The organism is Bhargavaea sp. GQ12 (genome assembly GCF_059758705.1).
Map to the genome: position 1 here is coordinate 50,783 of NZ_JCAXEU010000006.1, position 11,813 is coordinate 62,595.

Annotated in this window: 11 protein-coding genes; 8 read left to right on the forward strand and 3 right to left on the reverse strand. The window is 51.6% G+C overall.

The window, feature by feature from the left end:
* Positions 1-101: 101 nt before the first annotated feature.
* The 5 genes from murC to ccpA all read left to right on the forward strand — a co-directional run bounded on the left by murC (position 102) and on the right by ccpA (position 5,510).
* A complete protein-coding gene (gene murC / locus AC6CHQ_RS07370; protein ID WP_498081203.1) occupies positions 102-1,415 on the forward strand; it encodes a UDP-N-acetylmuramate--L-alanine ligase in 1,314 nt (437 codons plus the stop codon).
* 260 nt (positions 1,416-1,675) lie between these two features.
* On the forward strand, positions 1,676-2,170 hold the full coding sequence (locus AC6CHQ_RS07375; RefSeq protein ID WP_092051966.1) for a DUF948 domain-containing protein: 495 nt from the start codon (positions 1,676-1,678) through the stop codon (positions 2,168-2,170).
* A 50-nt stretch (positions 2,171-2,220) separates the two neighbouring features.
* Complete coding sequence (locus AC6CHQ_RS07380; protein WP_498081204.1) at positions 2,221-3,141, forward strand: YtxH domain-containing protein; 921 nt, start codon at positions 2,221-2,223, stop codon at positions 3,139-3,141.
* 183 nt (positions 3,142-3,324) lie between these two features.
* The gene (locus AC6CHQ_RS07385; protein WP_092051963.1) at positions 3,325-4,410 is read left to right on the forward strand and encodes a bifunctional 3-deoxy-7-phosphoheptulonate synthase/chorismate mutase; all 1,086 of its coding nucleotides are present in this window, start codon (positions 3,325-3,327) and stop codon (positions 4,408-4,410) included.
* 101 nt (positions 4,411-4,511) lie between these two features.
* Entirely contained in the window at positions 4,512-5,510 is a 999-nt protein-coding gene (gene ccpA, locus AC6CHQ_RS07390; protein ID WP_251238399.1) for a catabolite control protein A, read from the forward strand.
* A 71-nt stretch (positions 5,511-5,581) separates the two neighbouring features.
* Here the strand turns inward: ccpA and AC6CHQ_RS07395 are convergent, their stop codons facing one another.
* The 3 genes from AC6CHQ_RS07395 to AC6CHQ_RS07405 are packed head-to-tail and all read right to left on the reverse strand — an operon-like array spanning position 5,582 to position 8,038.
* Positions 5,582-6,739, reverse strand: a complete 1,158-nt coding sequence (locus AC6CHQ_RS07395; protein WP_251238593.1) for an acetoin utilization protein AcuC — start codon at positions 6,737-6,739, stop codon at positions 5,582-5,584.
* Positions 6,739-7,383, reverse strand: a complete 645-nt coding sequence (locus AC6CHQ_RS07400) for an acetoin utilization AcuB family protein (protein WP_092051959.1) — start codon at positions 7,381-7,383, stop codon at positions 6,739-6,741. The genes AC6CHQ_RS07395 and AC6CHQ_RS07400 overlap by 1 nt, the downstream gene beginning before the upstream one ends.
* A gap of 22 nt (positions 7,384-7,405) precedes the next feature.
* Entirely contained in the window at positions 7,406-8,038 is a 633-nt protein-coding gene (locus tag AC6CHQ_RS07405; protein WP_092051956.1) for a GNAT family N-acetyltransferase, read from the reverse strand.
* 268 nt (positions 8,039-8,306) lie between these two features.
* On the opposite strand from AC6CHQ_RS07405, the gene AC6CHQ_RS07410 reads away from it, so the two are divergent.
* From AC6CHQ_RS07410 to acsA, 3 genes are all read left to right on the forward strand, one after another.
* Positions 8,307-9,077, forward strand: a complete 771-nt coding sequence (locus AC6CHQ_RS07410) for an SDR family oxidoreductase (protein WP_251238401.1) — start codon at positions 8,307-8,309, stop codon at positions 9,075-9,077.
* Between the two features lie 57 nt (positions 9,078-9,134).
* Complete coding sequence (locus AC6CHQ_RS07415; RefSeq protein ID WP_498081205.1) at positions 9,135-9,722, forward strand: TetR/AcrR family transcriptional regulator; 588 nt, start codon at positions 9,135-9,137, stop codon at positions 9,720-9,722.
* 235 nt (positions 9,723-9,957) lie between these two features.
* Positions 9,958-11,685: an acetate--CoA ligase gene (gene acsA / locus AC6CHQ_RS07420; protein ID WP_407640873.1), complete on the forward strand. Its 1,728-nt coding sequence runs from the start codon at positions 9,958-9,960 to the stop codon at positions 11,683-11,685.
* The last annotated feature ends 128 nt before the right edge of the window (positions 11,686-11,813 follow it).

The following is an 11,813-nucleotide window of genomic DNA, read 5'->3' on the forward strand; positions in this document are numbered from 1 at the left end:
AACGTAAGTGGAGCTTTCCGAAGCTGACTTGTTTGATGGTATAATTGGATTATGGCTTTGTTTTGGCCGTACACAGGGATTTCAATCCCGGGAGGTTTAGCATGACAGTTTATCATTTCACCGGAATCAAAGGGTCGGGCATGAGTTCGCTCGCCCAGATCCTGCATGACACCGGGCATGAAGTTCAAGGTTCTGATGTCGACAAATATTTCTTTACCGAAGAACCCTTGAGGGCACGGAATATCCGTATCCTTCCGTTTGATGCGGAAAATATTCAGGAAGGGCTGACGGTCATTGCCGGCAACGCTTTTCCGGACGACCATTCCGAACTGGTCCGCGCACGGGAGATCGGTCTGGATGTCATCCGCTATCATGAGTTCCTCGGCGAGTACATCGATTCCTTTATTTCAGTCGCGGTGACCGGTTCACACGGCAAGACTTCGACGACAGGGCTTCTGGCCCATGTCCTGGCAGGTTACGGCCCGACATCGTACCTGATTGGCGACGGGACCGGAAAGGGAGACCCCGACGCCAAATTCTTTGCGCTTGAAGCCTGTGAATACAAGCGGCATTTCCTGGCCTATGACCCGGACTATGCCATCATGACGAACATCGACTTCGACCACCCGGATTACTTTGCCGATGTCGATGATGTGTTTGATGCGTTCCAGGAAATGGCCTACAAAGTGAAAAAATGTATCATTGCCTGCGGGGATGATGAGCAGCTCCAGCGCATCCAGGCCAATGTCCCGGTTGTTTATTACGGTTTTTCTCCGGAAAATGATTTTGTTGCCCATAATTTGCAGCGCAGTGAGTCGGGCACAACATTTGATGTCCGGGTCAGGAATGAGGCATACCACTCATTCCATGTGCCGCAGCCGGGTGATCATGCCGTGCTGAACGCACTGTCCGTCATCTCGCTATGCAAGTATGAGAACATTCCCGCAGACATCATCCAGGAGCGCCTGGATACGTTCGGGGGAGTCAAACGGCGGTTCACGGAGACGGTCATCGGGAACCGGGTCATCATTGATGACTATGCCCACCATCCTACCGAGATCCGGGCTACCCTCCAGTCTGCCAGACAAAAATATCCCAGCCGTGAAATCGTGGCGATCTTCCAGCCGCACACCTTCTCCAGGACTGCGAAGTTCATGGAGGAATTTGCGGAAAGCCTCAGCGCTGCGGATGCAGTTTATATTTGTGAAATCTTCGGCTCCGCCCGTGAACAGAACGGCGACCTGAAAGCAGCAGATCTCGCGGATAAGATAGGGGGAGGCCGTGCGATCCATGACGGCGAAGTCGCACAGCTTCTCGTACACGAAAATGCCATTCTCCTTTTCATGGGAGCCGGCGATGTGCAGAAATATGAAAAAGCCTTCACGGAACTCGCTAAGGACGGTAAGACAGTCTAGGCATTAAATAAATGCATAGCAAGAGCCTTCACCCAGATAACTGGGTTGAAGGCTCTTATTGCGAAATTCGGCGGTTGCAGAGTTTTGCGCATGAGAAGCATTGGCTGACAGTTCTGCCTTTTTGATTTACCCGTACAAAATCCATGTTTGGGAAGGACTCGAACTGGTGCATGTTGAATAGGGAGAAGAAGCGTTTATTCCCAGTATTACAGGGGTACAACGTTAGTATGAAACAGGCATTATGAATAGGAGGATATGGCATGGAGAATTTGTTGTACATCGCGGCAATCGTGGCGGCCGTTGCTTTTCTGATTTTATGCATCGCCCTGGCCGTGACCCTCAATTCCGTTAAAAAGACGCTAAATAACGTCGCATCTACGGTAGACGGTCTAGAAGGCCAGATCCAGGGACTTACAAAGGAATCGACCGAACTGCTTCATAAGACGAATCTGCTTGCAGAAGACATCCAGCAGAAGAGTGAGAAAATCAATACCGTTGTCCAGGCTGTCCAGGGCGTCGGAGAATCTGTCGGCAACCTCAACACGTCGGTGCGCCGGATCACATCATCCGTAGCAGCCGAAGTCGAGCGTAATGAAGACAAGATCGCACAGGTCGTCCAGTGGAGCAATGTGGTCATGGAGATCCGTGATAAATGGAAAGAGCGTTCCGGAACGGGCAAGGACAAGGACGGATGGAACCGCTATTCGGTACCGGCCCAGAAGCGCCTGCCTGAACCTGAAAGGATCAAATCCTGACTGATAGAATTCTGTCCGGAACCGATCATCAAATTTGAGGAGGAATTTAAATGAGCAAAGACAAACACCTGAAACCGAATTATAATGAACCGGGTACAAACCGTGATTACTACGAGGCTCAGGAGCAGGCAGCGGCATCAGGCGTCAACAGCGACTATGCCACAGACTACCCCAGCAGCAAGCCTGCAACCTACGACATGTACAACCCGAACCAGTACGACTACAGCTACCGCAACAACTACAGCGACTCTTTCTATCATGATGGGTATGAGAAGGAAGACAGCGGTAGCGGCTTTATTGCTGGCGCGCTGATCGGAGCACTGATCGGTGCGGGTGCTGCACTTCTCCTTGCTCCGAAGACAGGGAAGGAACTTCGCACGGACGTGACGAACCAGGCGGGCACAATCAAAGAAAAAGGCATTGAACTCACACACGTCGCCAAGGACAAGACGTCCAATATCACCGGATCGGTGAAAGAAAAGACAGGTGACATCACGAAAAAGGTCCAGGACCAGACGAGCAAGGTTGTCGACAAGGTCAAGTCGAAAAAAGGACAGAACGCACCGATGGATGATGGCACCGCTTCTTCCGAAGGGGAAGAGCCGATCGAACTGATCGATACCGTCGCAGAAAAGGTGGAATCGGCCATCGAAAGCGGGCAGGAAAAAGCCAATTCTACTGCGGAAGCCCTAAAAACAGCTGTTGAGGAAAAAGAAAAAGAAGCCAAGGACATGGCCAAGAAATCCGAAAAGGACAGCAAATCGAATAAAGGTACCAAAAAAGTAGGCAGCAATAAAAAGCCGGATACGAACGCCAACAACACCCCTAATGATCCGAGCACGAAAGATCAGCACAGCGGCAACACGCCGTACAGCTATGACAACTCGGAAAATGCGGGTGACAACAAGGTCATGGCGATGAACCACATCTCCAAAATTGAAAACGACAAAAAAGACAACAAAAATACTTAAGGAAAAAGCCCGCTTAGGCGGGCTTTTCTTTACATACATATGTAACCGTTTACATTTCAAAAGAAAAATTATTCAGCAAATAAGACGTGACAAAACAGTGCATCCTCTACTATAATGGGTTCATTATCTGTAAAAGGCGTCACCAACCGCCACAGTTAATCCAATAAGAGAGGGGATACGGGAATGGGCCTGAATGATTTGGAAAGCCTTCGGGGCAAAGTAGACGAACTGAACCTGGAAATCCTGCGCCTGATCAATGAGCGTGCGGAAGTTGTACAGGAAATCGGGAAAGTTAAAGAAAAGCAGGGTGTCAACCGTTATGACCCTCTCCGTGAGCGCCATATGTTGAACCTTCTGAAAGACAATAACAACGGTCCTGTCCCACAGTCGACTGTTGACCATATTTTCAAGGAAATCTTCAAGACAGCACTCGAGCTTCAGGAAGACGATCACCGTAAAGCGTTGCTCGTCTCCCGCAAGAAAAAGCAAGAGGATACCATTGTCGAGGTGAACGGTGCGCGCGTAGGCAAGGATGTGCCGACGTTCATTTTCGGACCATGTGCAGTCGAATCTTACGACCAGGTGTCCACGGTCGCGTCCGCACTTGCCGCGAAAGGTCAGAAGCTGATCCGCGGCGGTGCATACAAGCCGCGTACATCGCCATATGACTTCCAGGGTCTCGGCCTGGAAGGGCTGAAAATTCTCAAGCGTGCAGCTGACGAAAACGGCCTCGCAGTCGTATCTGAAATCGTCACGCCGGGCCACCTTGAGGAGGCACTCGACTATGTCGACGTCATCCAGATCGGTGCCCGCAATATGCAGAACTTTGAGCTCCTGAAAGCGGCGGGGCAGGTCAATAAGCCAGTACTCCTGAAGCGCGGGCTTGCTGCAACGATCGACGAGTTCATCAATGCAGCTGAATACATTATCTCCCAAGGTAACGACCAGATCATGCTATGCGAACGGGGCATCCGCACGTACGAGAAGGCGACCCGCAACACGCTGGATATCTCAGCTGTTCCAATCCTTAAACAGGAAACACATCTGCCGGTCTTTGTTGACGTGACCCACTCAACAGGACGACGGGATCTCCTGCTTCCGACGGCCAAGGCAGCGATTGCGGTCGGTGCGGATGGAGTAATGGCGGAAGTTCACCCGGATCCGGCTGTTGCACTGTCTGATTCGGCTCAGCAGATGAACCTCGAACAGTTTGACGAGTTCTACAGCGAGCTTCAGAAATTCATGAAAACTCATGCTGTAATGGCATAATGAAGGGCCGGAACGAAAAGTTCCGGCTTTTTCGTTTAAGTTCGAGAGAATCTGTCGTAAAATGAAAGTAACAAGTAGCGTTTTCAGCGGAGGGATCTTTTATGACAGTGACGATTTATGATGTGGCGCGGGAAGCCAACGTTTCGATGGCGACCGTTTCCCGTGTGGTCAACGGCAACCCGAACGTCAAGCCGGCCACAAGGAAGAGGGTAAAGGAAGCCATCGAGAAGCTGGGCTATCGTCCGAATGCGGTTGCCCGCGGCCTGGCCAGCAAAAAGACGACAACAGTGGGCGTCATCATCCCGGACATTTCGAAAGGGTTCTATGCGGAGTTGGCCCGCGGCATCAGCGACATTGCCACGATGTATGAATACAACATCATCCTGTCGAACTCCGACCAGAGTGAGGACAAAGAGATCCGTCTGATCGAAACGATGCTGGGCAAGCAGGTGGACGGCATGGTCATCATGAGTGATCAGATTTCTCCTGCCCTCCGTGAAGAAATCAGCCGATCGACCGTACCGGTCGTACTCGCCGGAACGGTTGACGAAACCGGTTTGATTCCATCGGTGAACATTGATTACCGTGAGGCGGCACGTGAGGCAGTTTCGCGACTGCTTAAAAACGGGCACGAGGAAGTTGCGCTTGTCACCGGCCCTCTTGATACGACAATCAACCGCGACCATCTCCTTGAGGGGTATAAGGATGCCCTGCAGGATGGGGGCGTAGATTACGACGAGGGGCTTGTATTTGAGGTGGAAGATTCCTATGATGCTGCGCTGGAGGCATGGCATGCGACCGATCGCCGTCCGACGGCGGTCTTTGCCGGCAGCGATGAGCTGGCGATCGGCGTCATTCATGGTGTGATGGACGCGGGACAAAGCGTGCCGGATGATGTGGAAGTCGTGGCGTTCGAGAACACAAAGCTTGCGAGGATGGTACGTCCGCGACTTACATCGGTCGTCTTGCCGCTGTACGATATCGGCGCCGTCGCAATGCGTCTTCTGACGAAGTATATGAGTAACGAGGAAGCCGGGGATCCTGCCTTTATCCTCCCTCACCGGATGGAAGTGCGTGAATCTGCAAAGTTCGATGATTAAATGGGAAAGGAGTTGCCGCAGTATCGGCAACTCCTTTTTTTGTTGCGGCAGATTCGTCTGCCGGGTATTCTTCATCTTTTCTCGCTTCGGATGATATGCAGTGCTTTTTCCATCATCAGGCGATTTTTCTCCTCAATTTCTGCTTTGCGGGGAATCGGCTTAAATAGCGGATCGGGATCTTCCCAATCAGGAATAAGGGGAACGGGCGACTCCTGATTATACTTTTCAAGCCATTCTTTAGGGAGGGGGCCGGTAGGGATATCCGCCTCGTTCATCGTGAGCCAGATAAGTGACCATGCCCGCGGCACGACCCGCCAAATGTCGTAACCTCCGCCTCCGACTGCGACCCAGCGTCCGCCGCAATATTGTTCGGCGAGTTCCATGGCTACTTCCGGAATTCCGCGGTAGGTTTTCATCGTCGAGTGCAGATGGGTAAGCGGATCGAAATAGTGGGCATCTGCACCGTTTTGGGTGAGGATGACATCGGGTTTGAAGAACTCCGCAATCTCCCGCACTGACGTCCTGTACACTTCAAGGAACGACTCATCCTCTGTGAAAGCATCTACAGGGAAGTTGAAGGAGGTTCCATATCCCTGGCCGCTGCCACGTTCCGTGATGGATCCGGTTCCCGGAAACAGGTAACGGCCCGTTTCATGGATGGAGACTGTACAGACATTCGGATCATCATAAAAGCTCCACTGGACACCATCACCATGGTGGGCATCTGTGTCGATGTACATGACCCTCGCACCATACTTTTCCTGCATATAGCGGATGGCGACCGAACTGTCATTGTAGACACAGAACCCGGATGCCTTTCCGCGGAAGCCATGATGGAGGCCACCGCCCAGATTAACGGCGCGCCGTGCCCTGCCCTCCATCACTTCATCGACCGCTGTAAGGGTTCCGCCGACAAGCTGGGCACTCGCTTCGTGCATTTGGGGGAATATGGGTGTATCTTCCGTTCCGATTCCGTAATTCTCGGCAACAACCTGATCGACTTCGCCGTTTCCGGCTTTTTTGACGATTTCGATATACCGCTCATCATGAATCAGTGCCAGCTCCTCATCCGTCGCGACCCTTGGCTCTACGATTGCGGAATCGGGGAGGGCATTAATCGAGCGAAGCAGGTCGGTGGTCAGCACGAGCCTTTTCTGATTGAATGGATGCGTCTCCGAGAACTTATAGTCAAGCTGACCCTCGGAATAGACGAACGCCGCCCGTTTCATTACTGCATTCCGGGTAGACTCGGCCATAGCACGTCATATCCTTCCTTGCGCAGATCTTCGATGATGGAGAGCGGATTCATCGTCTTGACCCGGATGACAAGGATCTTGTGGTCCAGCCGTTCCTTGTCCGGATAGACAAGGACACTCAAGACGTTCGAGTTGTTTTCGTAGAAGACTTTGGACACGCCATGAAGGACGCCGGCCACATCTGGAACGCGCACTTCGATTTGAGAGCCGGGTTTGCTGGCGCCTGTAAGCTCTATGTAGCGGTAGAGCAAGTCGGTTTCGGTAATGATGCCGACCACTTTCCCGGACGATACGACTGGCAGGCAGCCGATGCCATTTTCATAGAAAATCACGGCTGCATCTTCCACAAAATCAAGCGGATGCCCGGTGATCGGATTTTTCGTCATGATTTCAGAAATTGGAAGTTCGTAAATCGAGGGATCCTGTTTCCCGATCAGCGATGAAGGAATGGCCTCTTTCATGTCGCGGTCCGAGACGACCCCGATGATACCACCTTCGTCATCGATGATGGGGAGGTGGCGGATCTTTTTTTCTTCCATCAGTTCACGTGCTTCACGGATAGTCCGGCCCGGGCCTAGTGTCACTACTTCCGTATTCATGATTTCCTCAAGAATCATCCCCAACACCCCTTTTGTTCAGTTAGTACATGAACCGGTTCATGAACCGCAACTGGTCAAATTGCTGTACTGATTCCTGATCCACGCGGCTTCCGATCTTTGCCATCAGGCAGTTTGCAGGATGGGAACTGATTTCCGGGTCGTCTGTCGCGTAGTAGGTCAGGCCCCCGGCATTCATCATCTTCTCCATCACTTTCCGGTACTCCCACACATTCAGGTTCGTACCCTTCAAGTCCCAGTGCCAATAATATTCGGTCGTAATAACGATGTAGTCTTCCATCTCATCATCCATCATCGACACCTTCAGCAACTGTTTGCCGACGCCCCCGCCCCGAAAGGCCGGAATCACTTCAATCGCCCCGAGTTCAATCAGATTTTCCATTTTGCCTTCCGACCAGCGTTCGAGAGGGTCCGGATACAGGAACGTTACATATCCCACAATCGTGTTTTCGTGGCGGGCAATGATGATCCGCCCTTCAGGCAATTTCGCGATGCCGATAATGGCACGATGCTGCTGTTCCGGCTGGCGGAAAGCGACCAGATCTTCGTGGAATTCAAGTGATTCCAGTTTTTCCGGGGAGACCGGCCCCTCGATGATCAGATCACCCGACGGATGGGCCAGCTCCGCCGAATAATAATTTTTCACATGTTCCAATATGTCACCGCCTCATTATAGTGGCTATTTCAGATTATACATGAATGCGTTCTCCCGATGGCGGAGAATTTTCTCATTTTTGTGACTGAGCCATACAGCTTGCTTCATCACCGCCAAATTTCCTTTTCCCTGAATCAAACTATTCATTCATGACATTGACCATAATGATTAGTTGTAATATTCTAAACATACTGATCGGTCAGTATAACGGTAGTCTGCTAGGCGCGGTCATAATGCAACAATTTCAGGGGAAGAGGGGGCACAAAAGATGAGTGTTTTGGATTTGTTCAGGTTGGATGGAAAGACTGCGATCGTCACCGGTGGGGGAAGAGGACTCGGTGCACAGATTGCCGAGGCATATGCTGAGGCTGGTGCGAATGTGGTCGTTTGTTCGCGGAAGCGGGAGGCCTGTGAGGAAATGAGCATCAGGCTTAAGGAAATGGGTGTGGACTCACTTGCATTTCAATGCGATGTCACAAATCCTGAAGACGTCAAAGCGGTTGTGGAGGGAACACTTGAACATTTTGGTAATATCGATATCCTCGTCAATAATAGCGGAGCAACTTGGGGAGCTTCGGTTGAAGAGATGCCGCTTGAGGCCTGGGAAAAGGTTATGAACGTCAACGTAACCGGCACTTTCCTCATGAGTCAGGAAGCAGGGAAAACAATGATTACCCAGAAAAGCGGAAAGATCATCAATATCTCCTCAATTGCAGGTTTTGGCGGAACGCCTCCATTTATGCAGACCATCGGCTACAACACGAGCAAGGGGGCGGTCATGACGTTCACAAAAGACCTGGCGGTGAAGTGGGGCAGCCACGGCATTAACGTGAATGCCATCGCACCCGGGTTTTTCCCGACCAAGATGTCGAAAGTGCTGATCGAGAGGGGCAAGGATACCATTATGCAGAACACACCGCTCGGACGGCTCGGGAGCAATTCGGACCTTAAAGGGGCCGCTCTTTTCCTGGCATCCCCGGCATCCGATTTTGTCACGGGGGAGGTTCTGGCCGTAGACGGAGGCATGCACGCCCTATAAACCAGTGAACACCGGCAATCATACATCAGACCACGGGATACGGATGGAGAATGCCCGATGAAAGAAAAAATCATCCGCGCCAGCGTCACCCTTTTTGAGGAAAAGGGGTTCAGCGCAACATCGATCCAGGATATTACCGATTCAATCGGAGTGACCAAAGGAACCTTCTATTATTATTTCAAAACCAAGGAACAGCTGCTTATGGAAATCCATAAGGAATACATCACCGGCCTGCTCAGCCGGCAACAGGCCATAGTCGAAAACGCTGAGTGGTTGTCTGCGGAAAAGCTTCGCGCGATGATCGGGCTGCTGATCCTGGATATCCGGAAAAACGGTTCGAGCGGACGGGTGTTTTTCCGGGAGATCCGTCATCTGTCGCAAGCGAATATCCGAGCTGTAACTGAAGATCGGGACCGGTTCCGACTGAACATCGAGGCCGTCATACGGGAAGGCGTCGAGTCTGGAGAATTCCGGGAAGATCTCAGACCGGATATGGCTGCATTCGGAATCCTCGGAATGGCGAACTATAGCTATAACTGGTTCGACCCGGAGGGGGAGGTGAATCCGGATGAACTTGCAGCCATCTATGCCGGCATGGTTCTTGATGGAATGAAAAGCGGTGAAGGACCTTTCAGGAAGAGATAAAGGAAGAAGCCGTACGTTGACTTGTCTCCTGGAGGACGGGAATCGGAAAGCAGTGTTGAGACGCCCTCCGACCGAAAGAAATTTCGCGGAAAGCCTGCTTGTTCATGGCGACCGTTTAGCTGGGTAAAGGGATTTATTCCCACTCTGACCAAAGGCCCAAAAGTTAAAAGATTGCCACATATTCTGATTTTTCGTGTAGAATGGTAGAGTATTCGTATAACGAAAGGGTGATTTTATGGCAACAATGGAACAGAGCATCATTCCGGTTAAAGAGGGGGACTTTAACCTGGCGGACTATGAAAAGACCGCAAAAGAGTTCCGATGGGAAGATGCCGAAAAGGAGTTTAGCTGGTCCGATACAGGCAAGGTGAATATCGCCTATGAAGCCGTAGACCGCCATGCTGAATCCTTCCGGAAAAATAAAGTCGCACTTTATTACCAGGACCAAAACCGGAAAGAAGCGTATACGTACGACCAGATGAAACGCATGACGAACAAAGCCGCCAATGTGCTGAAAGCGCATTCAACGCTGGACAAGGGCGATCGTCTGTTTATCTTCATGCCGCGCTCCCCTGAGCTTTATTTCGCTCTTCTCGGCGGATTAAAGATGGGGACGATTGTGGGTCCTCTTTTCGAGGCTTTTATGGAAGGTGCAGTGTTCGACCGTCTTGACGACTCGGAAGCAAAAGCGATCGTCACGACACCGGATCTTCTCGATCGTGTGCCGGTCGACCGGCTTCCGAAGCTTGAGAAGGTGTTCCTGGTTGGCGAGGATATTGAAGAAACCGACAAGATCGTCGATTTCAATAAACATATGAAAGAGGCATCGGTGCACTTCGAACCGGTTTGGCTCGGTAAAGAAGATGGCACGGTCCTCCACTATACATCAGGATCGACCGGACGGCCAAAAGGGGTTCTTCATGTCCAGTACGCAATGGTCCAGCAACTCCAGACCGCTAAATGGGTGCTCGATCTGAAAGACACTGATGTATACTGGTGCACGGCGGATCCAGGCTGGGTAACGGGAACAGCATACGGGGTATTCGGCCCGATGCTCGCCGGTGCGACATCTCTGATTTTGGGCGGCCGCTTCAAGACTGAAGCATGGTACCAGGCGATCGAGGATTACGGGGTGACTGTCTGGTATTCCGCGCCGACGGCATTCCGGATGCTCATGGGTGCCGGTAACGAGCTGATCAAGGAATACGATCTGTCATCCCTCCGTCATGTACTTTCGGTCGGCGAACCGCTTAACCCGGAAGTCGTCAAATGGGGACTTGAAGTCTTCGATAAACGGATCCATGATTCTTGGTGGATGACAGAGACAGGTGCCCAGATGATCGTCAACTTCGCTTCCCTGCCAATCAAGCCGGGTTCGATGGGCAAGCCGGTTCCGGGTATCGAGGCGGCCATTGTCGATGACCAGGGCAAGGTGCTTCCTCCCAACTCGATGGGGAACCTCGCACTGAAAAAAGGCTGGCCGGCGATGATGAGAAAAATTTGGAACAACCAGGAAAAGTATGACTCGTACTTCCTGAATGATGAATGGTATGTATCCGGCGATTCTGCCTATATGGATGAGGATGGCTACTTCTGGTTCCAGGGACGTGTTGATGATGTCATCATGACATCGGGCGAACGGGTCGGTCCGTTTGAAGTCGAAAGCAAGCTGATCGAGCACCCGGCAATCGTCGAAGCCGGAGTCATCGGCAAGCCAGATCCGGTTCGCGGCGAAATCATCAAAGCATTTGTAGCCCTTTATGACGGTTACGAGCCGACAGATGAGCTGAAGGAGGACATCCGCCAGTTTGTCAAGAAGGGCCTCGCTGCCCATGCGGCTCCGCGTGAAATCGAGTTCAAGGACAAGCTTCCGAAGACACGGAGCGGCAAGATCATGCGCCGTGTGCTGAAAGCTTGGGAGCTCGACCTTCCTACAGGCGACCTGTCTACAATGGAAGATTGAGAACACCAATATAAAGCAGGCAGGGATTTTTCCTGCCTGCTTTTTGTGATGGAGAAAAGAGGGGGAAGATAGCTGTTTTGATAGAGACGTTAACATAGTCGGTTGAGACGTTAACAAACTCGGTTGAG

Bases quoted from the DNA above. Each gene is read 5' to 3' on its own strand.
- murC (WP_498081203.1), top strand. From the start codon at position 102: ATGACAGTTTATCATTTCACCGGAATCAAAGGGTCGGGCATGAGTTCG.
- AC6CHQ_RS07375 (WP_092051966.1), top strand. From the start codon at position 1,676: ATGGAGAATTTGTTGTACATCGCGGCAATCGTGGCGGCCGTTGCTTTT.
- AC6CHQ_RS07380 (WP_498081204.1), top strand. From the start codon at position 2,221: ATGAGCAAAGACAAACACCTGAAACCGAATTATAATGAACCGGGTACA.
- AC6CHQ_RS07385 (WP_092051963.1), top strand. From the start codon at position 3,325: ATGGGCCTGAATGATTTGGAAAGCCTTCGGGGCAAAGTAGACGAACTG.
- ccpA (WP_251238399.1), top strand. From the start codon at position 4,512: ATGACAGTGACGATTTATGATGTGGCGCGGGAAGCCAACGTTTCGATG.
- AC6CHQ_RS07395 (WP_251238593.1), bottom strand. From the start codon at position 6,739: ATGAAACGGGCGGCGTTCGTCTATTCCGAGGGTCAGCTTGACTATAAG.
- AC6CHQ_RS07400 (WP_092051959.1), bottom strand. From the start codon at position 7,383: ATGATTCTTGAGGAAATCATGAATACGGAAGTAGTGACACTAGGCCCG.
- AC6CHQ_RS07410 (WP_251238401.1), top strand. From the start codon at position 8,307: ATGAGTGTTTTGGATTTGTTCAGGTTGGATGGAAAGACTGCGATCGTC.
- AC6CHQ_RS07415 (WP_498081205.1), top strand. From the start codon at position 9,135: ATGAAAGAAAAAATCATCCGCGCCAGCGTCACCCTTTTTGAGGAAAAG.
- acsA (WP_407640873.1), top strand. From the start codon at position 9,958: ATGGCAACAATGGAACAGAGCATCATTCCGGTTAAAGAGGGGGACTTT.